This window comes from Streptomyces sp. NPDC002845, assembly GCF_053591955.1.
This window is the reverse complement of record NZ_JBSFUU010000013.1, coordinates 124,247-148,994: the sequence shown is the minus strand read 5'-3', so window position 1 is coordinate 148,994 and position 24,748 is coordinate 124,247. Positions and strand designations below refer to the sequence as shown.

Annotated in this window: 22 protein-coding genes and 2 pseudogenes; 15 read left to right on the top strand and 9 right to left on the bottom strand. The window is 69.5% G+C overall.

Features of this window, described 5'->3' with window-relative positions:
• Window positions 1-123: 123 nt before the first annotated feature.
• Together ACWD3C_RS12490 and ACWD3C_RS12485 are read left to right on the top strand one after the other, a co-directional pair.
• A complete protein-coding gene (locus ACWD3C_RS12490) occupies window positions 124-1,158 on the top strand; it encodes a LacI family DNA-binding transcriptional regulator (protein ID WP_451142915.1) in 1,035 nt (344 codons plus the stop codon).
• Between the two features lie 628 nt (window positions 1,159-1,786).
• Window positions 1,787-4,486 (top strand): RICIN domain-containing protein, encoded by a 2,700-nt coding sequence (locus ACWD3C_RS12485; RefSeq protein WP_451142913.1) that lies wholly within the window; start codon window positions 1,787-1,789, stop codon window positions 4,484-4,486.
• Window positions 4,487-4,546: 60 nt separating this feature from the next.
• On the opposite strand, the gene ACWD3C_RS12480 is transcribed toward ACWD3C_RS12485, so the two are convergent.
• A complete protein-coding gene (locus tag ACWD3C_RS12480; RefSeq protein WP_451142911.1) occupies window positions 4,547-5,188 on the bottom strand; it encodes an SGNH/GDSL hydrolase family protein in 642 nt (213 codons plus the stop codon).
• A 131-nt stretch (window positions 5,189-5,319) separates the two neighbouring features.
• Here ACWD3C_RS12480 and ACWD3C_RS12475 point away from each other — a divergent pair, with 131 nt between their 5' ends.
• Window positions 5,320-6,030: a cupin domain-containing protein gene (locus ACWD3C_RS12475; protein WP_451142909.1), complete on the top strand. Its 711-nt coding sequence runs from the start codon at window positions 5,320-5,322 to the stop codon at window positions 6,028-6,030.
• 147 nt (window positions 6,031-6,177) lie between these two features.
• Here ACWD3C_RS12475 and ACWD3C_RS12470 read toward each other — a convergent pair whose 3' ends face one another.
• Window positions 6,178-7,167 carry a LacI family DNA-binding transcriptional regulator gene (locus ACWD3C_RS12470; RefSeq protein WP_451142907.1) on the bottom strand — a complete coding sequence of 330 codons (990 nt, stop codon included), beginning with the start codon at window positions 7,165-7,167 and terminating at the stop codon, window positions 6,178-6,180.
• A 229-nt stretch (window positions 7,168-7,396) separates the two neighbouring features.
• Between ACWD3C_RS12470 and ACWD3C_RS12465 the strand changes: the two genes are divergently transcribed.
• The 5 genes and pseudogenes from ACWD3C_RS12465 to ACWD3C_RS12445 all read left to right on the top strand — a co-directional run bounded on the left by ACWD3C_RS12465 (window position 7,397) and on the right by ACWD3C_RS12445 (window position 12,755).
• Window positions 7,397-8,317 carry a carbohydrate ABC transporter permease gene (locus ACWD3C_RS12465; protein ID WP_451142905.1) on the top strand — a complete coding sequence of 307 codons (921 nt, stop codon included), beginning with the start codon at window positions 7,397-7,399 and terminating at the stop codon, window positions 8,315-8,317.
• Window positions 8,310-9,101 (top strand): annotated as a pseudogene (locus ACWD3C_RS12460) (carbohydrate ABC transporter permease); the annotation flags it as partial. The gene ACWD3C_RS12465 and the pseudogene ACWD3C_RS12460, both read left to right, overlap by 8 nt.
• A gap of 207 nt (window positions 9,102-9,308) precedes the next feature.
• A complete protein-coding gene (locus ACWD3C_RS12455) occupies window positions 9,309-10,613 on the top strand; it encodes an ABC transporter substrate-binding protein (protein ID WP_451142903.1) in 1,305 nt (434 codons plus the stop codon).
• A 91-nt stretch (window positions 10,614-10,704) separates the two neighbouring features.
• Window positions 10,705-11,820, top strand: coding sequence for a Gfo/Idh/MocA family protein (locus tag ACWD3C_RS12450; RefSeq protein WP_451142901.1), 1,116 nt, complete (start codon window positions 10,705-10,707; stop codon window positions 11,818-11,820).
• The gene (locus ACWD3C_RS12445) at window positions 11,817-12,755 is read left to right on the top strand and encodes a DUF6807 domain-containing protein (protein WP_451142899.1); all 939 of its coding nucleotides are present in this window, start codon (window positions 11,817-11,819) and stop codon (window positions 12,753-12,755) included. The genes ACWD3C_RS12450 and ACWD3C_RS12445 overlap by 4 nt, the downstream gene beginning before the upstream one ends.
• Window positions 12,756-12,873: 118 nt before the next feature.
• On the opposite strand, the gene ACWD3C_RS12440 is transcribed toward ACWD3C_RS12445, so the two are convergent.
• Both ACWD3C_RS12440 and ACWD3C_RS12435 read right to left on the bottom strand, forming a co-directional pair.
• Window positions 12,874-13,017: a hypothetical protein gene (locus ACWD3C_RS12440; protein WP_451142897.1), complete on the bottom strand. Its 144-nt coding sequence runs from the start codon at window positions 13,015-13,017 to the stop codon at window positions 12,874-12,876.
• Window positions 13,018-13,268: 251 nt separating this feature from the next.
• Entirely contained in the window at window positions 13,269-14,519 is a 1,251-nt protein-coding gene (locus ACWD3C_RS12435) for a flavin-containing monooxygenase (RefSeq protein ID WP_451142895.1), read from the bottom strand.
• A 251-nt stretch (window positions 14,520-14,770) separates the two neighbouring features.
• Between ACWD3C_RS12435 and ACWD3C_RS12430 the strand changes: the two genes are divergently transcribed.
• The 3 genes and pseudogenes from ACWD3C_RS12430 (at window position 14,771) to ACWD3C_RS12420 (ending at window position 16,710) form a co-directional block, all read left to right on the top strand.
• Window positions 14,771-15,217 carry a DoxX family membrane protein gene (locus ACWD3C_RS12430; protein ID WP_451142893.1) on the top strand — a complete coding sequence of 149 codons (447 nt, stop codon included), beginning with the start codon at window positions 14,771-14,773 and terminating at the stop codon, window positions 15,215-15,217.
• A 173-nt stretch (window positions 15,218-15,390) separates the two neighbouring features.
• Window positions 15,391-15,801 (top strand): annotated as a pseudogene (locus tag ACWD3C_RS12425) (Zn-ribbon domain-containing OB-fold protein); the annotation flags it as partial.
• 288 nt (window positions 15,802-16,089) lie between these two features.
• On the top strand, window positions 16,090-16,710 hold the full coding sequence (locus tag ACWD3C_RS12420) for a GNAT family N-acetyltransferase (RefSeq protein ID WP_451142891.1): 621 nt from the start codon (window positions 16,090-16,092) through the stop codon (window positions 16,708-16,710).
• Window positions 16,711-16,759: 49 nt separating this feature from the next.
• Here the strand turns inward: ACWD3C_RS12420 and ACWD3C_RS12415 are convergent, their stop codons facing one another.
• From ACWD3C_RS12415 to ACWD3C_RS12405, 3 genes are all read right to left on the bottom strand, one after another.
• On the bottom strand, window positions 16,760-17,431 hold the full coding sequence (locus ACWD3C_RS12415; protein ID WP_451142889.1) for a pyridoxine/pyridoxamine 5'-phosphate oxidase: 672 nt from the start codon (window positions 17,429-17,431) through the stop codon (window positions 16,760-16,762).
• A 46-nt stretch (window positions 17,432-17,477) separates the two neighbouring features.
• The gene (locus tag ACWD3C_RS12410; RefSeq protein ID WP_451142887.1) at window positions 17,478-17,903 is read right to left on the bottom strand and encodes a pyridoxamine 5'-phosphate oxidase family protein; all 426 of its coding nucleotides are present in this window, start codon (window positions 17,901-17,903) and stop codon (window positions 17,478-17,480) included.
• A gap of 179 nt (window positions 17,904-18,082) precedes the next feature.
• A complete protein-coding gene (locus ACWD3C_RS12405) occupies window positions 18,083-19,306 on the bottom strand; it encodes a thiolase C-terminal domain-containing protein (protein ID WP_451142885.1) in 1,224 nt (407 codons plus the stop codon).
• 103 nt (window positions 19,307-19,409) lie between these two features.
• Here ACWD3C_RS12405 and ACWD3C_RS12400 point away from each other — a divergent pair, with 103 nt between their 5' ends.
• Window positions 19,410-20,714: an acyl-CoA dehydrogenase family protein gene (locus ACWD3C_RS12400; RefSeq protein WP_451142883.1), complete on the top strand. Its 1,305-nt coding sequence runs from the start codon at window positions 19,410-19,412 to the stop codon at window positions 20,712-20,714.
• A 2-nt stretch (window positions 20,715-20,716) separates the two neighbouring features.
• Entirely contained in the window at window positions 20,717-21,193 is a 477-nt protein-coding gene (locus ACWD3C_RS12395) for a nitroreductase family deazaflavin-dependent oxidoreductase (RefSeq protein ID WP_451142881.1), read from the top strand.
• A 178-nt stretch (window positions 21,194-21,371) separates the two neighbouring features.
• On the opposite strand, the gene ACWD3C_RS12390 is transcribed toward ACWD3C_RS12395, so the two are convergent.
• Window positions 21,372-22,019, bottom strand: a complete 648-nt coding sequence (locus ACWD3C_RS12390; RefSeq protein ID WP_451142879.1) for a TetR family transcriptional regulator — start codon at window positions 22,017-22,019, stop codon at window positions 21,372-21,374.
• Between the two features lie 607 nt (window positions 22,020-22,626).
• Here ACWD3C_RS12390 and ACWD3C_RS12385 point away from each other — a divergent pair.
• Window positions 22,627-23,394, top strand: coding sequence for a VOC family protein (locus ACWD3C_RS12385; protein ID WP_451142877.1), 768 nt, complete (start codon window positions 22,627-22,629; stop codon window positions 23,392-23,394).
• Here ACWD3C_RS12385 and ACWD3C_RS12380 read toward each other — a convergent pair whose 3' ends face one another.
• Complete coding sequence (locus ACWD3C_RS12380) at window positions 23,395-24,078, bottom strand: zinc ribbon domain-containing protein (RefSeq protein ID WP_451142875.1); 684 nt, start codon at window positions 24,076-24,078, stop codon at window positions 23,395-23,397. It lies immediately after the preceding gene.
• On the opposite strand from ACWD3C_RS12380, the gene ACWD3C_RS12375 reads away from it, so the two are divergent.
• Complete coding sequence (locus ACWD3C_RS12375) at window positions 24,070-24,366, top strand: hypothetical protein (RefSeq protein ID WP_451142873.1); 297 nt, start codon at window positions 24,070-24,072, stop codon at window positions 24,364-24,366. The genes ACWD3C_RS12380 and ACWD3C_RS12375 overlap by 9 nt on opposite strands.
• Window positions 24,367-24,748 lie beyond the last annotated feature (382 nt).

Genomic DNA, 24,748 nt, shown 5'->3' with positions numbered 1-24,748 from the left:
GACTGCGCGCCCCTGTGGAGTCGGTCACCGGCACCGTCAGCATCCCCGTCGGCGGCAGGCCATGGATATCCTCGGGTAGCGTCGACGGCGGTTCGTTGCCGTGGTGCGGGAGAGAAGGGCACGATGCCTCATCCATCCAGGCCGACCGTGACCCTGCGCGAAGTGGCGGTGGCCGCCGGCGTGTCGGTCGCGACCGCGTCACGAGTCCTGGGCGGCAGTTCCAGAACGGTCGCCACCGAATACGAGCAGCGGGTCCGCGCCGCCGCGGCCGCGCTGCGCTACACCGCGGACGCCTCGGCCCGGGCGATGCGGCGCGCGAACGACTCGATCGCGGTCGTCGCCGACGACCTCACGACCCCGTCGATGGGGATGGTCGCCGCGGCGATGGAACGGCAGGCGCGCGACGCCGGGGCGTTCGTGACCGTCTCGCCGACCCACGGCACCGCCGAGCGCCAGCTCGAGACCGTCCGGCTGCAGCGTGCGCTCCGGCCGCGGGCGCTCATCCTGACCTCGAGCCGCATCGACGCCGGCGCCCTGGGCGGGCGCCTGCTCGACGAATTGCTCGGCTACGAACGCGACGGCGGCCGGGTGGTGATCGTCGGCGACACCGACATGCCGTTCGACTCCATCAGCTTCGACAACCACGGCTCCGCCAAGGAACTCGCCACCCATGTCGCCGAGTCCGGGCACCGGCACGTGACGATCCTCGCCGGCGTCCGCGGGCGGGGGAACGTCTCCGCCCGCACCGCGGGCTTCGTGGCCGGGCTCCGCGACGGCGGCGTCGAAAAGCGGCACATCCGGATCTCGCATTGTGCGGTGAGCCGCCAAGGGGGATTCGACGCGGTGCGGCGGCTGGTCGCCATGGGACTGGAGCCGCCCCACGCGGTCCTCGCAGCCAACGACACCATCGCCGTCGGTGCGATGTCCGCCTTCCGGGCTGCCGGGGTGGCGGTGCCGGCGGACGTCTCGGTGACCGGTTTCGACGACATCGAGCTCGCCATCGACGTGACACCGCGGCTGACGACCGTGTCGTTGCCTCTGGCGCAGGCAGGTGCCGAGGCGGTCCGCCTCGCACTTGCGGTTCGTGCGGAAGCCGCGCACCTGATGATGCGCGGGCAGGTCGTGGTGCGCGACAGCACGGCGGTCCAGGCCGACTGACCTGCCCCTGCTGTCCGTTACGCCGCGCGCAGCGCCCAGGCGCACGGCTCGGTTACCGCGGTCAGGTGCGGCCGCCGAAGGGGGCGCCGACCTGCCGTTCGTCTTCCGGCAGGGCCCTTCACGTCGCTGACGGGTTCATCTGCTCGAAACCTTGACGCACTCGATCACCGCTGGGCACACTGCGCGGAATACGTTTTCCCAGTGCGGCCTGAGGGGCATGCGTGAGGACTTCTGGCGAACTCCAGCCGTTGCGCGTCAGTGCCGACGACGCACCGCGCGAACCCGACAACAAGGCCGCCTTCGACCTCCCGCCGGCCTGGTGCACGGGGGTGTGCCCCAGCATGCTCGGGCCGGTCGTGGCGCCGCTGGTACCGGGGTTCACCGACCGCCACCTGATCCGGCCGCCGGGTGCGCCGAGCTCCCGGAACCGCCGCTGGCCCCGGCCCTCGATGAGGCATGTCAGGCCGAATCGGTCCTCATCTCGTCGCGCACCCTTTGGTGTGTCCGCTGGTGTGTCCGCCCCATGGACCCCAACTGCCCGCGCCCTGAGCCGTTATGCGATGTCTCGGCCGCAGGCGTCACGACAGAAGCCCGTACCGCCCAACCACGGACGACAAGAAAGAGGACAATGACCGCCAACCGAAGACTTGTGTCAAGAGCGACCGCAGCCGCACTCTGCGCGCTGGCCGTCGTGCTCGCGTCGATCGTGCTCATCCCCGCGCAGCGGGCCTATGCTGCAGGCACCACGTACTACGTGAGCGCGAGTGGCAACGACAGCAACGCCGGAACCAGCAGCAGCGCGCCCTGGCGCTCGCTGAACAAGGTGAACTCGAAGACCTTCCAGCCCGGCGACACCATTCGCTTCGAGTCCGGTGACAGCTGGGTCGGGCAGCTGTGGCCGAAGGGGTCGGGCGCCGACGGCGCCCCGATCGTGATCGACCGCTACGGAGAGGGCGCCAAGCCGAAGATCGCCGGCCAGGGCACGGTCGCCGAGGCGGTGCGGCTGTTCAACCAGGAGTACTGGGAGATCCGCAACCTCGATGTGTCGAACGCGGTACCCACGGGGACGACAGACGGTTCGAAGCTCGGCGACTTCCGCGGCATCGGCGTGCTCGGCGACAACGGCCAGACCCTGCACCACTTCGTGATCGACTCGGTCGACGTCCACGACGTGACCGGCGAGGTCAGGTGGATCGGCGGCAACACCGCCAACAACAAGCCGGGCATCACCTTTAACAACGGCTGGGACCGCTCGAAGAACACCGGCGGCATCGCCTTCCTCACCACAGTCCAGGACATCACCGCGCCTGGCGCCCCCACCGTGCTCGACGACATCACGGTGCAGAACTCCACCATCAAGAACACCTCGTTCGCGGGAATCGTGACGAAGCAGTACGCCGGTGACGCGCCCGGTGCCGTCTTCACGGGCTGGGGCAAGCGCGCCACGGCCACGGACTCCCGCTTCACCCCGCACACCGACGTCACGATCCGCGGCAACTACATCACGCAGGCGAACACCGACTTCGGCGGCAACGGCATCTATGTCACCGGCACCCGAGGCGCACTCGTCGAAGGCAACGTGATCGACCGGGTCGGCGTCTCCGGCGTCGAGACCAACATGGCCGACAGTGTCACCGTCCAGCACAACGAGATCATGGGCACCCACCACATGGGGGGCAGTGCCGACGCGAACGGTCTGGACCCCGACATCGGCACCACCAACCAGCTGTTCCAGTACAACTACCTGCACGACAACGGCGACGGCATCCTGCTCTGCGCGTGCAACTCCTCGGTCAGGTTCGGCAGCGCGGTGGTCCGCTACAACGTCATCACCGGCAGCGAGCGGTGGAACCTCCACATGTCGCAGACAACGGGCTCGGTGGCGGACGTCTACAACAACACCTTCGCCAACGCCGATTCGCAGAAGATGGTGTCCGGCGGTGTCTCCGGCAAGGTGACGCTGACCAACAACCTGTTCATTTCCGGAAATTCCGCACCGGAGTTCAGGCAACAGTCGAGCATCATCTACAACAACAACGGGTACTCGTCCAACCTGACGACTCGGCCCTCGTCCGACGTGAACGCCGTGGTCGGCGCTCCGCAGTTCGTGAATGCCGCCGTCACGGGGCCCTACGGTGACGAGAACGGCCCGAGACTCGGCACGGCGGCGAACTTCGCGCTCCAGGCCGGATCGGTGTTCGCCGATGCCGGTGCCGCCGTCACGGGCAACGGCGGCCTCGACTTCGCCGGGACGCCGGTAGCGACCGGGAGCGGTCCGGAGATCGGCGCCCTCGAACGCGGGGCGTCCGACATCGCGTTCACGGATTCGTTCGACGGCCTGGCGACCGGTGTGCTCGCCGACGGGACGAACGGATGGCGGGTCGTCTCGACCAACAACCAGGTCGCCGTGGTGGAGACACCGTCCGCCATTGACAAGAGCGTCCGGCTGAGCCGCACCATCGAGGGCGGCGGTACCGACGGGACCAACCTCGCCCGGCTCTTCGGCACCCCGCTGCAGGGCGTGGTGACGATCGATGCGCAGGTGATGCGCAATGACACGCAGGCGGGCTGGTTCGGGCTGCCCTACGTGTACAACTCCAGCGGCGTCCAAGCCGTCAGCGTCGCGTTCGCTCGCGGCGAGATCCACGCGTACGAGGGAAGCACGGACCGTGTGATCGGTACGTACACCCCTGGCAAGTGGTATCGGATCACGCTGGCCGTGGACACGGTGAACCAGCGCTTCGACCTGGACATCGACGGTCGGCGCATGCTGACCGACGCCGCGTTCCGCACCTCGATGCCGGGTATCGCGAAGGTCGCGTGGTACGCGAACGGAGGCGAGCGCGGGTCGGTGCACGTCGACGACGTGCGGGTCCGGCGCGGTCCCGGGTTCACCAACGACGGCTACCGCCGGCTCGTGGCGCGGCATTCGGACAAGTGCGCCGACGTGTCCAGTGCTTCCACCGCCGACGGTGCCCAGATCGTTCAGTCCGACTGTGGCGCCGGGCAGAGCCAGCAGTGGCAACTGCGCGATGTCGGCAGCGGGTACGTCCGGCTCGTGGCGCGGCATTCGGACAAGTGCGCCGACGTGTCCAGTGCTTCCACCGCCAACGGTGCCCAGATCGTTCAGTCCGACTGTGGCGCCGGGCAGAGCCAGCAGTGGCAACTGCGCGATGTCGGCAGCGGGTACGTCCAGCTCGTGGCGCGGCATTCGGGCAAGTGCGCCGACGTGGCCAGTGTCTCCACCAGCAACGGTGCCCGGCTCATCCAGTACAGCTGCGGCACCGGCCAGAACCAGCAGTGGAGCATCAGTCCGCTGACATCCTGAGAAGAGATGCAGCTCTGCCGGGCCGTATCGGCCCGGCAGAGCTGCATCTTGCCGTACTCGTCAACGTGGTGACATCTGCGTCAGCCTTGCGCTGACCACCGGCACATAGAACGTGGTGATGCCCGCCATGTTGGGATGCGTTCCCGATCCGTCTGTGCCAGGGAAACCATTGACCAGATCGTCGAATGTGTATTTCTCCCGCTGGGCGTCATCGCGTGTGTCGAACGTGGTGTCCCCGAAGACATCGGCGATGGCGAAATCCCACTTGTGACAGGCCCGCAAAGTCACCTCGCGCAGCGCCATCTGAGTGGCCCAGTCCCTCGAACCGAGTTTGTGGGCGGCAACGTACACGATGCGGGCGGTCGGATATTTCCGCTTCATCGTGTGCAGTGTCTGCTCCAGTTCTCCCGCGTAGGTGCCCACGTCGTAGTGGCCTTTGATGACTGACTCGGCATCGTTGGTGCCGCCGTCAAAGATGACGAAGTCCGGTGCGACAGCTGCCGCTCCCTCGACCTGCGCACGTATCTGCCCCCCAGAAGCCTCTGGGTCGGCGCCAATGGTCGCGCCGTTCCGGGCGAACTTCGTGAGTGTCATCCCCTCGCGCTCGGCAACGAGGTCCACAAAACTGCGCGGGTACACGTGTCCCTGCACAATGCTGTCACCGAATGCGTAGACAGTCTTGCCCGCCGACCCGTTGTCCACACCCATATCCTTCCAACTCCGCGATTTCAGACCTTATTTTAGACAGGGAATTGACCCGTTGAGTGAGGAGTGCGTAAATTGCAGAGCATAGAAAGCGCTTGCTATCCGGAAATGGAGTGCTGATCACACACATGAGTACAACGAACACCGGGTTGCCCGGGGGCGTCGCCGTCTCGCATCTGTCGGTTTACGACTGGCCTTCCGTCGACGGGGCGTGCGGCGGTACCCCTCATATGCACCTGGCCTGTTCCGAGGCTTACGTCGTCACCGGCGGCCGCGGGGCCGTGCAGACGCTGACCGCCTCCGGGTACGAGGTGACTCCGCTTCAGGCCGGTACGGTCGCCTGGTTCACGCCCGGCACCATTCACCGGCTGGTCAACGAGAGCCATCTGCGGATCACCGTTCTGATGCAGAACAGCGGGCTGCCGGAGGCGGGCGACGCGGTCCTCACGCTGCCCCCGGAGTACCTGACCGATCCCGAGACGTACGCACGCGCCACCGTCATCCCGGCCGACGCGCCAGAGGAGGAGCAGGAGCGCGTCGCCCGGGCCCGGCGGGACCTCGCCCTGGAGGGCTACCGGGTACTGCGTGATGCCGACGGGCCGCAGGCCCTGGCCGCGTTTCACCGGGCCGCCGCCGCGCTCGTACGGCCGTGTATCGCCGAGTGGCGGGAGCGGTGGCGACAGGGTGCCGAGGCCGCCGCCTCGGCTACCGGCGCGCAGCTCGACTCGCTGGAGCGGGGGGAGTCTCCCCACCTCGCGGATGCCGTCGTACGCTCCGAACGGCCCGCCGCCCGTGGGAAGTTCGGGATGTGTGGACGGCTTGACGTCTACCGGAACTGATGTCGATGTGCGGGCTCAGGAGCCCCTTGACGCCGGGCCCGCCACCGCACGGCCGGCCGGCCCCACTTGGTGGCCGGCCGGCAGAGCGGCTGGAGGGGCATACGGTTTCCGGCCGGCGCCGACTCGGGCGGCCGTAGCCACGAGCGGTCACCGCTTACTGCCAGGGCGGCCCTCAGAGGGCGGCTCGGCCGTCGATTCCCGCCAGACGATTCGGAACAGCGTTTCCTCCTTCGCCTCGGGCGCCGTATCGAGTAAACCCGCTATCAGCTTGGCCATGGCCTTGCTGCCGAGTCGTTCGAGGTCCACGTCGACGGTGGTCAGGGACGGGGTCATGAACTGCCCGACCCCGACGTTGTCCCAACCGGTCACGCTGACGTCGCCCGGTACCTCCCAGCCGCGCTCCCGGGCGCCCCGGACGACGCCGGCGGCGACGAGGTCGTTGGCCGCGATCACCGCGGTCGGCCGGGAGCGGCTCGGGAGCGACCGGATCGCCTCTATGCCGGACTCGCCGGACCAGTCGCCGTCGAAGACTCCAACGGACTCGAGCCCGAGGCGTTCGACCGTGTCCAGATAGCTCTGCCTGCGCGCCCTCGCGGAAGCGAACTGCGCGTCGCCGGCCACATGCAGGAACCGGGAGTGGCCGAGCGCCGCCAAGCGCTCGATCATCCGTACCACGGGCGTGGCGTCGGCCAGTTCCCCGATGCCGCGCATCTCGTCATCGAAGTCGGCCGAGATCACCACGGTCGTCCCCTGGTGCAGTCGGCTCTGCACCGTGGGGAGCACGGGAGCGAGGGAGAGGATGCCCTCGTACTGTCCCGAGTCGGCGAGCTCCAGGAGGCGTTCACTCCTCGCCCGAACGCCGCCCCCGGCGCTCACGACATCCACGAAGTACCCCGCGGACTGTGCCGTCGCGCTGGCCCCCGCCAGCATGCGTGACGGGTTGAAGGCCATGGCGGGCATGAGGATCGCCAGCCGGCCGGTCTTCCGCGTGCGCATGGACCGTGCCACCAGGTTGGGACGGTAGTCCAGTTCGCGGATCGCCTTCTCCACGCGTTCCAGGGTGGCGGGCTTCAGCCCGCCGTTGAACCGCAGGTACCGCGACACCGTCTGGGGTGACACACCGGCGAGTCGCGCCACATCTGTGATCGTCGGCCGTCGTCGCGCCTGGTCAGCGCCAGCCATCCGCTTCACCCACCCTTCCGCCAACGTTTGTTGAAGTCAGAGAGTACACACTATTGACGTAAAAAGTGATCGTTCACTATCGTCCTCGCAACCCAGAGGGTGAACGATCACTTTTTGGTTACGCGCGGCCCGGGACGGGCCCGCACCACTGTGTACCGATGCCGCCGCTCAAGGGAGCAGTGACGTGAGCTCCATCAACGAACTACGCCGGCTGCGCGGGTCCCAACGGGACGCGCGGCAGCAGAACAAGGCGGCGTTCTTCTTCCTCCTGCCATGGTTCCTCGGGCTCTTCGGGGTCACTCTCGGCCCGATGCTGGCCTCGCTCTACCTCAGCTTCACCAAGTACAACCTGCTTCAGCCGCCGCAGTTCAGCGGAGTCGACAACTGGACGCGCATGCTCCACGACGAGCGGCTGCACAAGTCGCTCGGGGTGACGTTCAGCTACGTCCTGGTCTCCGTTCCGTTGCAGCTGGCGCTGGCCCTGGGGCTCGCCCTGCTGCTGGACAGGGGAGTGCGTGGCCTCGCCTTCTACCGCTCCGTCTTCTATCTGCCGTCGCTGATCGGCGCCAGTGTGGCGATTGCCGTGCTGTGGCGCGCGATGTTCGGGACCAACGGCCTTGTCAACGAGGCCCTGGCCCTCGTCGGTATCCAGGGGCAGGGCTGGATCTCGGAGCCGGGAACGGCGCTGTCGACCCTCATCGTCCTGAACGTCTGGACATTCGGCTCACCCATGGTGATCTTCCTCGCCGGGCTGCGACAGATTCCGGCCTCCCTCTACGAGGCGGCCTCCGTCGACGGCGCGAAGCGCTGGCGCCAGTTCCGCAGCATCACCATTCCGCTGCTGACACCCATCATCTTCTTCAACCTGGTGCTGCAGATCATCCACGCCTTCCAGACCTTCACCCAGGCCTTCGTGGTCTCCGGTGGCACCGGAGGCCCTGCCGACTCCACCCTCTTCTACTCGCTCTACCTGTACCAGCGCGGGTTCGGCCACTTCGACATGGGGTACGCGTCCGCGCTCGCGTGGGTCCTGCTCCTCATCGTCGCGGCCTTCACCGCCGTCAACTTCTGGGCCTCAAAGTACTGGGTGTTTTACGATGACTGACCGCGCCGTAGCAGTACCCCGCTCGCTGCCCGTCGACCGCCCTCACCCGGTGCGCAGGATCAGGCGCGCGGTGCGCGCCCCTCTCAAGCACTGCCTGCTGGCTCTCTGCGCCCTGACGATGCTGTACCCCATCCTGTGGATGGTGGTCAGCTCGCTGCGGCCCAACAGCCAGATCTTCCGCAGTGCGGGACTCGCCCTGACGCAGCCGCACTTCGAGAACTACACCAACGGCTGGAACGCCTTCGCCGAACCGTTCAGCCACTACATGATCAACTCGGTGATCGTCGTGATCGGCGCGATCCTCGGGAACCTCCTCGCCTGCTCCCTGGCCGCGTACGCGTTCGCCAGGCTCGAATTCCGGGCGAAGCGCGTGTGGTTCGCCGTCATGCTCGTCACCATCATGCTGCCGATCCACGTGATCATCGTGCCGCAGTACGTCCTGTTCTCGGAACTCGGCTGGGTCAACACGTTCCTGCCCCTGATCGTGCCGAAGTTCCTTGCGACCGACGCCTTCTTCATCTTCCTGATGGTGCAGTTCATCCGTGGGATCCCGCGCGAACTCGACGAGGCCGCACGGATCGACGGCGCCGGGCACGCGCGGATCTTCTTCCACGTCATCCTGCCGCTGATGATCCCGGCGCTGGCGACCACCGCGATCTTCACCTTCATCTGGACCTGGAACGACTTCTACACCCAGCTGATCTACCTCACCGACCCGGACATGTACACCACGCCCCTCGCGCTGCGTGCCTTCGTCGACCAGCAGACCGCGACGGACTGGGGCTCGGTGTTCGCCATGAGCGTGGTGTCGCTCGTTCCCGTTTTCCTCGTCTTCCTCGCCGGGCAGCGCTTCCTGCTGCGCGGCATCGCGACCACCGGCGGCAAGTAACTGCGGGGGCTACTGCCGGACATGCGGAGGCGAACGAGTCATGGCCGCTCGGGAGCACCGCAGCCATCAACCCGACCCACACATCAGAAACAGGAGAAGCGCATGAACGTCAGCCCCTTCAGACGCGTCGCGATCGGGGCGGTCGCCTCACTCTCGCTCGCGCTGACCGCCTGCTCCGGCGGCAGCACCGACTCCGCTCCCGAGCTCGGCGACGAGCCGGTCACCATCCGCGCCACCTGGTGGGGAGCGGACACCCGCGCCGAGCTCACCAACGAGGCCATCGCCGCGTTCGAGAAGAAGTACCCCAACATCAAGGTCAAGGGAGAGTACAAGGACTGGGGCGGCTACTGGGACGCGCTCGCCACGACGACCGCGGCCAAGGACTCGCCCGACGTCGTGCAGATGGACGAGCTCTATCTCGCGTCGTACGCGGACCGCGGAGCGCTGTACGACCTCGGCCAGGCCGAGAAGATCGTCAACACCTCGCAGTTCGACGACGCGGCCCTGGCCACCGGACAGATCGGTGGAACGCAGTACGCACTTCCCATCGGCGTCGGCGTCATGTCCGTCGTCGTGAACACCGACCTGTTCGAGAAGTACGGCGTGGACCTTCCCGACGACACGACATGGACGTGGGACGACTACGCCAGGATCGGGAAGGAGCTGACGGACAAGAGCGGCGGCAAGATCCATGGTGTGGCCGGCGCCCCCGGCTTCGACGCCGGCAGTCTCAAGTACTGGGCTCGTCAGGACGGCGGCGAGCTCTTCGGCGAGGACGGCAACGTCTCGCTGAAGTCCGAGTCGCTCGCCGACATGTGGAAGTACGGTCTGGACCTGATTTCCTCCGAGGCCAGTGTCAAGGCCTCGACCATGGTCGAGGACCAGACCGCCGGTATCACCGCCGGCAGCTTCGCCACCGGCAAGGCAGCCATGACAGGGGCCTACAACACCCAGATCACCGCGCTGCAGGAGGCCACTGGCGCCAACCTGAAGCTGCTGCAGCTGCCCCACGAAGGCGACACCAAGGCGAACTTCTTCAAGCCCTCGATGTACTGGGCGGTCTCCAGCCAGAGCAAGCACCCGGCCGAGGCCGCCGCGTTCGTCGACTTCATGCTCAACGACCAGGCGGCCGCCGACGTCCTCAAGACGGAGCGTGGAATCCCCGCGAACAAGGAGATGCTCCAGCACCTCCAGGCGGGTCTGACGGGGTCCGACAAGGCGGCGGCCGAGTACATGAACGCGGTGACACCGGGCAAGGCGCCGGTCGTGACCCCCAACGGCGGAAGCGGGATCGAGCCGATGCTGCAGCGCTACAGCCAGGAGGTCTACTTCGAGAAGACCTCGCCCGAAGACGCCGCGAAGGCCTTCGTCAAGGAGCTCCAGGGCGAGATCGACGCGGCCAGGTGACCTCCTTCCCCGGGGGCCGGCGCCGCTGTGCACGGTCCCCGGGGAGCTCCACGAGATGCGAGTCAGGAACCAAGAGAGAGAAACCCCACCCATGCCCAGCCCCCGGCCGCCGTACCGCGTGGCCATCATCGGCACCGGCGGTATAGCCCACGCCCATGCCGAAGCCCTCACCGAACTCTCCGAACGCGCCCGGCTGGTCGCCGTCGCCGACGTCGACCCCACCCGCGCCGCCGAGTTCGCCGACCGATTCTCCGTCCCGCACGTCTTCAGCGACCCGCAGGCCCTGCTGGAGAGCGGGAAGCTCGATCTCGTGCACATCTGCACACCACCGCGGACCCACGCCCCCCTGGCTTCCCTGGCGATGCGGGCAGGCGTCACCGCACTGGTGGAGAAGCCGACGGCGCTGAGCCTGCGCGAGATGGACCAACTGGCCGCGGTGCAGGAGCAGACCGGCTCCAGGGTCCTGACCGTCTTCCAGCACCGCTATGGCGCGGCGGCCGTACGCCTGCGCCGGCTGGCCACGGCCGGCGTACTGGGCCGGCCGCTGGTCGCCACCTGCGAGACCTTGTGGTACCGGTCCGACGAGTACTTCGACGTGCCGTGGCGGGGACTCTGGGACGTCGAGGGAGGCGGCCCCACCATGGGACACGGCATCCATCAGTTCGACCTGATGCTGTCGGTCCTCGGCCCCTGGTCCCTGATCACCGCGCTCGCCGACCGCCAGGCCCGGCCCACGGACACCGAGGACGTCTCGGTCGCCGCCGTGCGCTTCGGCAACGGAGCCCTCGCCACGGTGGTCAACTCCCTGCTGTCCCCCCGGGAGACATCCCGACTGCGCTTCGACTTCGAATGCGCCACGGTCGAAGTCGAGCACCTCTACGGCTACCGCGAGGAGCACTGGCGGTTCACGCCGGCCCCCGGCCACGAGGAGCTCGCGGCCCTGTGGGCCGACGGCGACGAGCCGGACATCACGAGCGGCCACAGGCTCCAGATCGAGGCCGTGTTCGACGCCTGGGACACCGGTCAGGAACCCGGTGTCTCCCTGCCGGACGCGCGCCGCACCTTGGAGTTCGCGGCGGCGACGTACGCCTCGGCGTTCCGCGGAGTCCGGGTCGCCGCAGGGGAACTGACCGGCGACGACCCGTTCACGCTCAGCATGGACGGCGGCGCGGTGCCGTGGGATCGGGTCAAGGAGGCCCTGGTATGAACGCTCTTGAGATACGCCACGACGTCGGTGCCACGGTCGCGGTCCGGGACGGCGACACCGAGCTGTTCCGTTACGTGTACCAACCGGACACCGTCCAACTGGAATCGCCCAAGCCCTACATCCACCCCCTGCGCACCCGGGCCGGCAAGGTGGTCAGCCTGTTCCGTCCCCACGATCACGTGTGGCACAAGGGCATCGCATGGTCCCTGCCCCACGTCGGCGAGGAGAACTTCTGGGGCGGCCCCACGTACATACACGGACGCTTCTACGTTCAGCTGGAGAACAACGGTACGCAGGCGCACCGCCGGGTCATCGCCCTGAACCGGTCCGACGGTACGGCGACGTTCGCCCACGACCTGGACTGGATCACCCAGTCCGGCGCACTGTTCTTCATGGAACGCAGGACGCTGCGAGCGAGCCTGGTCTCCCCGGACGCCTGGGCGTTGACGTTCGAGACGCAGATGACGAACGTCTCCGGAACCGACGTCGCCATGGGATCGCCGACCACCAAGGGACGGGAGAACGCCGGCTACGGCGGCCTGTTCTGGCGGGGCCCACGTTCGTTCACCGGGGGTCAGTTCGTGACCGAGGAAGGCATGGGCGGCGACGAGGTCCGCGGGCGGCGCCTGCCGTGGATGGCTTTCGCGGGCCGCCACGACGAGACGGACGCACAGTCGCTGGTGCTCATGGTCGACGACGTGGCCAACCCGAATCACCCGCCGCAGTGGTTCGCCCGGACAGAGGAGTTCGCCTGCCTCAATCCGGCACCGTTCTTCAGCGAGGAGCTGACCGTCGAGGACGGCGCCACCGTGCGGTTCCGCTACGGCGTGGGGATCGCCGACGCCGACGCGAGCGCGGCTCCCGCACTCGCGGACGCGGTGCGCGAGGTGCTCGCGCGCTCCGACGCGATCACCGCTGTCGGCGAACCCGCATGAGCGCCCAGGAGCCCGGACCGGCCTGGTGTTCCAGTCCCAGTTCGCTGTTCGCCCCTGTTCAGAGCCCGTTGCCGGGCGCTGTGGACGTGTTGCTGGTGCCCCGGTGCTCGTGTGCCCGTCACATGTCGAGCGTGGCCGGCGCCTGGTGAAGGCCGGGCGCCCCGAAGCCGGGGCGTCCCGCCTGACCATCCGCACCTACCGGGTCGGTCCGGACGGCGTACGTGTCGGCCATGCCCGGCAGCACACCGTCACGAGCACGCACGACAGCGAGCGCCTGCCGGAGTCGCTCCAGTGGCCGCCGTGCCGATGCTCTCGCTGTCGGGCCGGGCGCGGAGCGGCATCGGCTGAAAACCCGTAGTGACCTTGCGAGAAGCTGCCCGTTCCTGCTCCCGCCACGGAGGAGGGGCGGGCGGTCCGTCGCGGAGCGGACTTTCGACTCGCTTGCCGCAAAAGGAACTTGGCGAGGTGCGGATCATGGCCGTACAACACAGGGGGTGGGACGCGAAGCCGCGGTCAGCGCGCGGCGCGGACCTGTACCGCGTCGCGCGTCGCGGCCCCGCCCCTCCTCGTGATCGCCTTCGCGATCTTCTCGGCGTCGCGGGCGAGTTCGCGGAGCATGCCGCTGATGGGGTTGGTGTAGCCGGTGAAGAAGAGGCCGGGGGCGTTGTCCGGGGTGCGGGCGCCGTGTACCACTGGTCTGCCCCGCGCGTCGAGGACGTCGAGATGGCCGACGAGGCCCTCCAGGGCGCGGGCATAGCCGGTGGCGGCGATCACGGCCTCCGGCCCGATGCGCTCGCCGTCGGCGAGGAGCACCTTGCCGTCCTCGAACCCCTCGACCGCCGCCACGACCTCGACCTGCCCCTTCCGTACGGCGTCGATGAGGCCGACGTCCTGCACCGGAATGGCCCCCTGGTTCACGCGGGAGTAGAGCCCGGTCTCGGGGCGGGGCAGCCCATGGACCGACAGGTCCGGCACGCTGAGCTTGGCCAGCGGCTTGGCGAGGCGGTCGACGAGGCCGACGGGCAGGCGCCGTACGACGACGCCCGTGTACTGGGCCGCCCACCCGGCCGTCGACCGGCGCACGATGTGCGGGGCCGTCCGCACCGCCAGCCGCACGCGCGCCGCCCCGCCCTCCACCAGGTCGACGGCGATCTCGGCGCCCGTGTTGCCGACGCCGACGACGAGGACGTCACGGCCGGCGTAGGGCTCGGCGTTGCGGTAGGCGCCGGCGTGCAGCAGTTCGCCGGTGTACGTGTCACGACCGGGCCAGTCGGGCAGATGCGGCGTGTGGTTGTACCCGGTGGCGACCACGACCGCGCTCCCGGTCAGCTCACGGCCGCCGGTGGCGTGCAGCAGCCAGCCCGTGCCGTCGGCGGTTCGCTCCACGCGCGATACCTCGACGCCCGTCACGATCTCCAGTTCGTGGTACTCGGCGTACTTCTCCAGGTACCGCACCACGTTGTCCCGCGACACCCACCGCCCGAAGCTCCGCGGCATCGCCAGCCCCGGCAGCCCCGACAGTCGCCGGGTCGTGTGCAGATGCAGCCGGTCGTAGTGCCGCCGCCAGGACGCCCCCACCCGGTCCGACTTCTCCAGCACAACGGCCCGCACCCCCCGCGCCCGCAGTGCGTACGCCGCCGCCAGCCCGCCCGGACCACCCCCGATGACGTACACGGGACGGTCTGCGCGGTTCCGCACCGCGGGCTTCGCGGGTGCTGTGGAGTCGGACGAGTCGGACGAGTCGGTCACTGTGGAGTCGGCCATGCGACCGAGCGTATTCACGTCCTCACTTGATGGGTCTCGGTCAAGCCCGGAATTGGTTGCGGATTGATCACGGATGTAGGAGGGGTGGGTGGGGCTTGTGGCGTAGGTCACCTGGTTGTGGGGATTCGTTGGGGCGGCGGCGGCCGGGAGGGGGCGTGGTGCGGCGAGGCGTGGCGTACGCATCTTGCGGATGCGGCGCGTCTGCGCTGAACTGACGTACCGTCAGATACTCGGTGGGAGAGGCGAGGCTCATGGACACGATCTGGCTCACCGGTGCCGAGTGGCTTGCCGTGCTGCGGATCGGGCTCGGGCTGTGGTGGCTGGAGAGCTGGCGGCACAAGGACAAGAAGAGCTGGTTCGAGGGGACCGGGATCGCGTGGGCGGCGGACGTCGCCGCCAAACACCGGTGGAAGGCGGTACGGAGCGGGTTCGATGTCGTGGTCGCGGCCCGGCCCAAGGCGATGGCGTACGTCGTCGTGTACGCGGAACTCGCGCTCGGGCTCGGGCTGATCGTGGGGTTCCTGACGCCGATCGCGCTGGTCGGCGGGCTGGTGCTCAATCTGATCTACCTCGTGCTGATGATCCACGACTGGGCCGAGCAGGGCCAGAACCTGATGATGGCGCTGATCTCGGTGGTGGCGCTGTTCGGGATGTCGTGGCAGACGTGGTCGCTCGACGGGGCGTGGGGGCTGTTCTGATGGGGGGAGGTGCGCAGTCTGGTGGGGGTGCGCGGTTCGGTGGGGGTGCGCGGTCCGGTGGGGGTGCGCGGTCCGGTGGGGGTGCGCAGTCTAGTGGGGGTGCACAGTCTGGTGGAGGTGCGCAGTCTGGTGGAGGTGCACGGTCCGGTGGAGGTGCGCAGTCTGGTGGGGGTGCGCGGTTCGATCTTCCGGACGTCGACGCCCTCACACGGGCGTACTGGGATGCGGCCGCCGCCGGGGAACTGCTGGTGCGGCGGTGCGGGGCGTGCGGGCGGGCGCATCACTATCCGCGTGAGTTCTGCCCCCACTGCTGGAGCGAGGACGTGACCTGGGAACGGGCCAGCGGGCTCGCCACGCTCTACACCTGGTCCGTCGTCCACCGGAACGACCTCCCGCCCTTCGGCGAGCGCACACCGTACGTCGCCGCCGTGGTCGACCTCGCGGAAGGGCCGCGGATGATGACCGAGGTGGTGGAGTGGGAGGAAGGGCGGTTGCAAGTGGGGATGGGGCTTGAGGTGGCCTTTCGGGGGGTGCGGGAAGCCGGGGAGGTCGTGGTGCCGGTGTTCCGGCCTCGGGGCGGGTGAGGGGGGAGGCTCACCAGTTGGATTAGCGATCCGTAGCGATCCCGTGGCAGAATGTCACGCGCACGCCCGGCGCCCAGGCGACGTCGGGCACCCTCCTCGGTGAGGTCGCGAGAGCTCACCGACCAGCGTCCGGAGGGACGTGCCACGAGGGCTGACGGCTTCCGCCGTTCAGCACCAGGGCACGAAGGCGACTGGCTCACATCCCTGAGCAACGCGGGGGATTCCTAAGCCAGTCAGAGACGCTCACCCCGGACGTGGGCCGCGATGCCGGGCGGGTTCAATGGGGTGATGTCCGACGTCCATGAGCAGGTGCCGTCCCCGTCCATCGCCCGTTCCGCCCCCGAGTTGCAGGGTCACGGCCTGCGGCTGCGGGCCTGGAGCGAGGAGTGCGAGGCGGATGTCGAGGCGTGGTTCCGGGGGCTGTCCGATCCGGACTTCCAGCGGTGGAACACGCCGGTGAAGCTGGTGTCGGGGCTCGACGACGCGCGGGAGTCGATGCGGCTGCGGGCCGAGTGGGAGGCCGAGGGCAGGAGCGTGTCCTTCTGCGTCACGGACGCGGCGAGCGGAACCACCCTCGGGCACGTCGGCGTGAACGAGATCGACTCCTTCGTACGGGCCGCCCGCGTCGGCTACTGGGTGCTGCCCGAGGCCCGCGGCCACCGCGTCGCCACCCGCTCCCTCGCCCTCGTCGCGCGCTGGGCCCTCACCGACGCCGGACTCGGCCTGCACCGGCTGGAGTTGGGCCACGCCCTCGGCCATGACGCGTCGTGCCGTGTGGCCGAGCGGTGCGGGTTCCAGTACGAGGGGACGCTGCGCGGGGCGATGTTCGAGGCGGGGCGGTACGACGCGTTCCGTGACGTGCATCTACATGCGCGGATCGCCACGGATGCGGAGCCGGGGGTCCGGTAGGGCCGCGCCCGACGCCGGTCGTGCCTACGGGGTGCGGCCTCCGGACCGTCTACGGCCACAGCAGCTCCCTCGTCCAACTCCCGCTCTCCCGGCGGTAGTTGAGCCGTACGTGTCGCCGCTGCGCGTCCCCCTGGAAGAACTCCACCTCGTCCGGGTCCAGTACGTACACCGTCCAGGTCGGTACCGGCGCGTCGGACTCGCGGTGGGCGCGGTCCCAGGCTGCCTGCGACGCGCGCTCCAACTCCTCGCGGGAGGGCAGGACTTCGCTCTGGCGGCCCACGAGCGCGGCGGCCAGGGCGCCCGTCGAGCGGGCGTGCAGGTCGGCGTGGGCGGCCTCGGCGGGGGCGGTCGTCACCCGGCCGCGCACCCGGACCTGGCGGCCCTGCGCGGGCCAGTAGAAGCCGAGGGCGGCGTACGGCCGGGCCGCGAGCTGCCGGCCCTTGCGGCTGCCCGCGTGCGAGGCGAAGTGCCAGCCGTGGCCGTCGGCGCCGTGCAGCATGACCGTACGGACGTCGGGCCGCCCGTCCGCGTCCACCGTGGCGAGGGACATGGTGTGCGGCTCGACCTGCCCGGCCGCCACCGCTTCCGCGAACCAGCGCGCGAACAGCGGCAGCGGCTCCGAGGGCGCCGCGCCCGGGTCGAAGTCCGGCAGCTCGGTCACCTGGGGGTCCCACACCCGCAGGGACTTCAGCAGTGTGTGAAGATCCGTGTCCGTTCCCATGGGCCGATTGTCACGCGGGTCACGGCACTGCGGCGAATCGCGCCGCCTATACCGTCCCGAGGTCGGACGACACCCAGCGCTCGGGGCGCATGTGGATGATCAGCATCTCGCCGTGGTTCTTCCGGGCGAAGTCGACATAGCCGTCGACCTTCTCGGCCGGGAGGTAGCGGGCGGAGATCTCCCGGAGCTTCTCGATCGTCGCGGGGACCGTGCTGATCACCGGGCCCTCGACGGAGACGTACCGGATGGTGGGTTCGGTCCGGTCGACCATCAGGGTGAAGCGGCCGGCCGCGCTGATCAGCTCGTTCTTGCGGGAGTCGAGCCCGGTCATGATCCAGATGTCGCCCCCGGGTTCGTACTGGTACCAGATCGGCACGCTGAGCGGGGCCCTCCCCGCCCCGGCGTCCACCGCGAGCGCGGCGATGTGCGGCTCGGCGAGGAACTGCTCGCGTTCGTCGCGGGACAGTGCCATGTCGTTTCTCCTACGGGATTGGCGGGATTGGCGGGATTGGCGGGTCCGTCGGGTCCTTCCGGTCCTTTGGGTCCTTCCGGTCCGGCGGGTCCGTCGGGTCCGTGTGTCGGGGTGCTGTTCGACTGGTTCAGCGTGACCCGCGCCGTCCCGTATTCCGGGACCTTCCGAGGCGGCGTGTCTCACTCCCGCCCCAGTACCACCGTCCCCGAGGAACAGAACCACCCGCCCGTGCCCGAGGCGACCCCCAGCCACGGCAACTCCCCGTCCGCCCGCCGCACTTGCTGCTGCCCCGCCTCGCCCCGCAACTGCCGTACGGCCTCCACGAGCAGGAACAGCCCCCGCATTCCCGGGTGCTGGGCGGACAGCCCGCCTCCGTCCGTGTTCACCGGCAGATCACCCGTGAGCGTCAACCGCCCCTTCTCGGCGTCCACGAAGGCCCCGCCCTCCCCCTTCGCGCAGAAGCCGAGGTCCTCCAGGGTCACCAGCGTCATGTACGTGAAGGCGTCGTAGATCTCGGCGAAGTCGATCTCCTCCGCCCGGACTCCCGCCCGCTCGAAGGCGATCCGCCCGCTGACCGCCGCCGGGGAGACCGTGAAGTCGGCCCACTCCGACATGGTGGTGTGCGAGACGTGCTCTCCGGTGCCGAGGATCCAGACGGGGGCGGAGCGGCAGTCCCGTACGTACTCCTCGGCCGCCAGCAGCACCGCCGCCCCGCCGTCGGACCGTATGCAGCAGTGCAGCTTGGTGAAGGGGTCGGCGATCACCGGGCCGGACAGGACGTCGTCGACGGTGATCGGGTCCCGGAACATCGCCTCCGGGTTCGCCGCGGCGTTGGCCCGTGCCTGGACGGCGACGGAGGCGAGCTGGGCCGGTGTGGTGCCGTACTGGTTCATGTGGCGGCGGGCGGCCATGGCGTACTTGGCGATGAGGGTGTGGCCGTAGGGGACCTCGAACTGCAGCGGGCCGCGGGCGCCGAAGGAGAGGTTGGCGGTCCGCCGGCCCGCCTTGAGGTCCGCGCGGGCCGTGGAACCGTAGGCGAGGAGTACGGCGTTGGCGTGGCCGGCCGCGATCGCGTCCGCCGCGTGCGCGGCCATGACCTCCCAGGTGGAACCCCCGACGGAGGTGGAGTCGACCCAGGTCGGCCGCAGGCCCAGGTACTCGGCCACCTCGGCGGGGGCGAGCGTGCCGAGGCCCGCCGAGGCGAAGCCGTCGACCACCGAACGGTCCAGCCCCGAGTCGGCGAGGGCCCGGCGGGCGGCCTGGGCGTGGAGGGCGTAGGGGGTCGCCTCGTCCACGCGCCCGCAGTCGGAGAGGGCGGCGCCGACGACCGCGACTCTTCGGCCGGTGGGGGTGACCCTGCGACCGGTGGGGGTGCTTCGACCGGTTGTGGTGGTGGCCGTCATGAATCTGACGGTACATCAGATCGGGTGGGGTGTCGGGTCTGTGCATGCGTGCGACCCTGCCCTAATATGACGGACCGTCAGATGGAGAGGGGATGACCTGCCCATGGACGCCCGCTTCACCGTCGAGCAGGAAGAGATCCGGCGTACGGTACGGGAGGCGCTGCTCAAGCGGTGCGGTCCCGACGACGTCCGGGCGGCCGTACGGACCGACCCCGGATACGACCCCGTCCTGTGGACCACCCTCGCCGAACAGCTGGGCCTGCCGGGGCTCGCGTTCCCGGAGGTGTACGGCGGCGCTGGCTGCTCCACCACCGAACTCGCCCTTGCCAGCGAGGAGTTGGGCCGGACCCTGGCGCCCACGCCACTGCTGGCGACCTCCGTACTCGTGGCTCCCCTCCTGCTGGCCCTCGGGACCAAGGCCCAGCGCGCCGAGCTCCTGCCCCGTCTCGCGTCGGGTGAACTGACCGCCGCCCTGGCCGTACCCGGTACCGCCCTCACCACCGCGCTCGGGCTGACCGGGGGCAACGGCGGGTCGTGGGCGGGGGGAGGGCGTGCGGGGGGCGTGCAGGCGCGGAGGGTGGATGGCGGGTGGCGGCTGTACGGGCAGGTGGAGCAGGTGCTCGACGGGCACAGTGCGGGGTTGCTGCTGGTGGCCGCGCATGTCGGGGGGTTCGTGCGGTCGCGGACGGGGTTGTTCGTGGTGCGCGTGCCTGTGGAGGGGGTCGGGGGGCTCGTACGGGTGCGGCAGACGGCTCTCGACGAGACGCGGGCGCGGGGGCGGCTCGAACTCCGGGATGTGGCTGGTGAATTGCTGGGTGAGGAGGACGAGGAGTGCGGGGGTGTGGCCGGGGCGCTGGCCGCCGTCGGCGACACCGCCGCCGCCGTGCTCGCCGCCGAGGCCGTGGGGGCGGCGGACCGGGTGCTGGAGCGGACGGTGGCGTATGTGCGGCAGCGGGAGCAGTTCGGGCGGGCGATCGGGTCGTTCCAGGCGGTGAAGCATCGGCTGGCGGATGTGTACGTGCGGGTGCAGGCGGCGCGGTCGGCGGCGTATTACGCGGCTTGGGCGACGGCGGAGGCGGAGCGGGCGGCGCGGGGTGAGCTGGGGGCGCGGGGCGAGCTGGGGGCGCGGGGCGAGCTAGGGGTGCGGGTGGAGTGCGGGGATCTGGGGGAACGCGGGGATCCGCAGGTGGGTGGGCTTGCGCTCGCTCAGGCGCTGCAGGCGCTGAGGGGCGCCGCGGGGGAGGGCATCCAGCTGCACGGGGGGATCGGGTTCACCTGGGAGCACGAGGCGCACCTGTACTTCAAACGGGCGGCGGGGGACGAGCTGCTCTTCGGGCCGGTGCACCGGTTGCGGGGGTACGCGGCGGAGGCGGCGGGGCTGTTCGAACCGAGGGAGGCCGTCCGGTGACCGTGAGTGACAAGGGTGTCCGGCTGGTGCAGAAGGTGTCCTCCACGCGCGGCTTCGCGAAGGTCGCGCCGTATGCCATCCCGGCGCTGGACCGTGCCGTGCACCGGCTGACGCGGGGCAAGGTGCTGCTCAGCGCTCAGCTGCTGCCCGGCGTGATCCTCACGGCGCGGGGTGCGAAGAGCGGGCTTCCCCGGCGTACGCCGCTGGCCTGCATGCCGGAGGAGGGCGGCGGCAGCTGGATCCTCATCGGCTCCAACTTCGGCCGCTCCACCCACCCCGCCTGGACCGCCAACCTCCTCGCCCACCCGGACGCCGAGATCAGCTGGAAGGGGGAGGACGTTCCGGTCACCGCTGTGTTGCTGGAGGGGGAGGAGCGGGCGGCGGTGTGGAAGGCGGTACTGGCGTTCTGGCCGCCGTACTCGACGTATCAGGCGCGGATCGAGCGGGAGATCCGGCTGTTTCGGCTCGTACGGCGGTGACGTCCGAGTGCTGCGGTGGCGTTCGCGTACGGCGGTGACGTCCGAGTGTGGCGGTGATGTTCACGTACGGTGTCGGCTCCCGTACGAACGCAGCGGGCGGCACACCACGGAAGGTGTGCCGCCCGCAGGACAGGACTTGCAGGACTTGTCTCCGAAACAGGGGCCGTGTGCCCGGGTGTTACCTCGTCGGCTTCTTCCCGGTGATTCCGAGGTGTACCAACAGCGCGAGGTTCGGCTTGAGTTCGGCCTGCTTGACGCCCCAGGTCTGGAAGCCCTTCTGGTGGGAGGAGACCGAGGCGAGCATGGCGACGAGGGAGCCGGCGACGGCGGCCGGGTTCACGTCCTTGTCGACCCTGCCCTTGGACTGGAGCTCGGAGACCGCTTTGGAGAGGGAGTTGGTGACCGAGTTCAGGATCTTCATGCGGATCTTGTAGAACCGTTTGTCTCCCTCGGCGGCGCCCAGGTCCACGACGCGGAGGATGGCGTCGTTTTTTCGCCAGAACTCCAGGAAGCCGTCGACGAGATCCTGGGCGGTTTGCCAGCCGGCCTTGCCGACCCAGGAGCGGCCTTCCAGCAGCTCGGTCAATCCGGCGCCCTCGGTGGCCATTTGGTCGGCGATTTCCAGGACGGCGCCTTCGACGTCCGGGAAGTACTGGTAGAAGGTCGCGGGTGAAGTGCCCGCCTTCCGGGCGACATCGATGACTTTGACGTCCCGGTAGGGGGAGGAGCTGAGCATCTCGCTGAGGCAGTCGAGCAGCTTCTGCCGGGTCGCCTGCCCACGCCGGCCGGCCACGCGGCCGTCGACGGTACGCACTTGTCCTGTCATGCCGTCAGCTTACCGAGGGGTGATCTGAGCGCGATTCGGCCGACTGCAAATGGGGCGTGCGGGCTTTACCAAGGGGTTCGTGGGGGTGTGGCCGGGGCGCCTGGCGGGTTTCTTTCGCCCCCGCCGCCCCTACCCGTCCCATCCCCAGGGGCTCCGCCCCTTCGACCCCGCCTGAGGGCTGCGCCCCCGGGGTCCCGCTGGGGGCGGGGGTGGGTGGGCAGTTCTGTGGGTGGGAGTTGGGTGGGGCGGTTCCGGGTGGGTGAGAGCTGGGAGTGGGTGGGCAGTGTGTGGGTGGGTGGTGTGGGTTGTTGGGTGGCTGCGGGTTGTGTGTGGCTGGTCGCGCAGTTCCCCGCGCCCCTTACGGGGCGCACAGCCCCCTCGGCTCTGACGGGGCGTAGTCCCTCGGCCCTGACGGGGCGCGGCTCCAGCCGGGCCGCACCCATCAGCTGTGCCGCCCCGCACTCTCACCGGGGGCCCGGGTTGAAGGGGCGGAGCCCCTGGGGGATGGGACGGGTAGGGGCGGCGGGGGCGAAACCGTCCAGCCGCTCGGCCGACCGTCAGGTCCTCGCGGCGCGCGCCACCCGTGATTGGCCGTTAGCTTGGCCGTATGGGCGAAAAGGCGGAGGATGTCGGGTTCGGTGAGGGTGTGCCCTGTTGGGTGGATGCCCAGCTGCCCGATGTCGAGGCGGGGAAGCGGTTCTACGGTGAGCTCTTCGGGTGGAGTTTCCGGACGTCGCAGGCCCCGCAGAGCCCGCAGGACGCGCACGGTGCCTCCGTCTGGGCGTACCGCGACGGTGACGTCGTCGCTGGGCTCGTGCGTAAGTTGGACGGACGGATGCCCACCGTCTGGACGCTGTACTTCGCCGCCCCGGACGCCGTGGCCTTTGCCGAGCGGGTCCGGGCGGCCGGTGGGCAGGTGATCAGTGTGCCCACGCGGGTCGGGGCGCTCGGCACCATGGTGCTGGCGACCGACCCGGAGGGTGCCGTCTTCGGGCTGTGGGAAGCGGGGACGCACCCTGGTTTCGGGCGCAGGCACACACCCGGCGCCTTCTCCTGGGCGGAGCTCTACGCACGGGACGTCGAGACCGCCAACTCCTTCTACGGCAACCTCTTCCACGAGGCCCTCTTCGGCCCGGACGCCGACCCCGACTTCGGCCGGGCCGCGCTCACGGACGTGTTTCCGGCCGAAATGCCGCCGCACTTTCTCGTGCACTTCGGCGTGGAGGACTGTGAGGCCGCACTCGGTACCGTCAGCCGTCTGGGTGGACGTGTCCAGGTCCCGCCCTTCGATGCGTCGTACGGCCGTGTGGCGGTGGTCACGGACAGTCAGGGGGCGTCGTTCGCGCTGCTCCAGCGCGAGGCCAAGCGTCTCTGATCAGCTTAGGTGTCCCATGTCAGACGTAGTGTCTGGTACGGGGTGTGCCCATTGTGGCGGGGTGGCGTGGGCGTGCAGGTGGAAGCCTGCGCCCAGTGCTGCTCCTCGTGGCCGGTGTCGGCCGGATGGGGGTCCCCCGGGACGGAGTCCGGGGGTGGGTGTGCTGATCGTCGTCACGCCCTGGTGCCGGTGGGCTGCGCGGGGCAGCGATCTCCGGCCCGTGTGAGCGTGTCCCGCCGGACGCTTGCCCGCCGGACCCGAGGGGCCGGTGGGGGAGGGTGCCCTGCGTCCCCTGGGCGCGGGGCGTGTGGAACGTGGCCGGGTGGGGCCGGTCTTGGACCGGTCCCGGCGGGTCTCGGGGGTGGCCGGGGTGAGCACGGCTCGGGCTTCGAGCTTGTCGACCACCGAGCGGATGACCAGGGTGCCGGTGGCGCGGTCGGTGACGGTTTTGGTCTGGTGGGTCAGGCCGCGTGCGGCGATGCGCTGCCAGGCGCCGGTGTCGCGGTCGCCCTGCCAGCCGCAGTCCGGGTTGGGGCACAGCGCCCACTTCCAGCCGGGTGTGGTGGGCCGGTCGGGGGCTGTGCGGTGGCGCAGCGGGACCAGGCAGCGGGGGCAGTGCCGGGAGGTGTCCTGGGCGGGGACGGTGACGACGGCGATGCCCGCCTCGATGGCCAGGTGCCGCATCCGTTCCACGATCTGCCCGCGGACCTGCTGGGACAGTCGGCGGCAGTCCAGTGCGCGGCCGGCAACCCGGCGGCCATGGCGGACACCAGATCGGCCGCCCAGCCCACCCGCTCGGCCAGCACAGGGGCCGACAGCACCTCGCCCGTCTGCTCCACCACACCCGCACGCAGCAGACCACTGGCACAGGCGGTGCGGGCCGTCTCGTCCTCGCCGAGCGGCAGCTTCCGGCTCACCGGCACCCCCCTTTCCCGTCCGTGGTGCTGTCATCCGATCAACGACACACCCTGAGAAAGGTCACACATTCGATCTGCGCACTCGCATACGACGCCGACGCCGGTACCGGATACCCGGCATGAGGCCAACGGACGACACATCACTGCGGATCCCAAAGGAAACACATGAGCCTGAAGCCGGGGGGAGGGTGAGGCCGAGTTCAAGGTTGAAGCCAAGAGTGAAGCCAGGTCTGACGTCGGCCTGGAGCAGACCTGACGGTGCACCGACGGCGCACGGACGACGCGCCGACATCAACTGTCGTCAACCGTACTGACACCAAGCCGATACCGGAGGCACTCGCTCCGAAGATACCGGCGATATCGGACGGCCAACGTGCCGATACCGGCTGTTCCCGGGCGTTCCAGCATCCGGGCGGCCGCTTCCCGTCGTACGAACG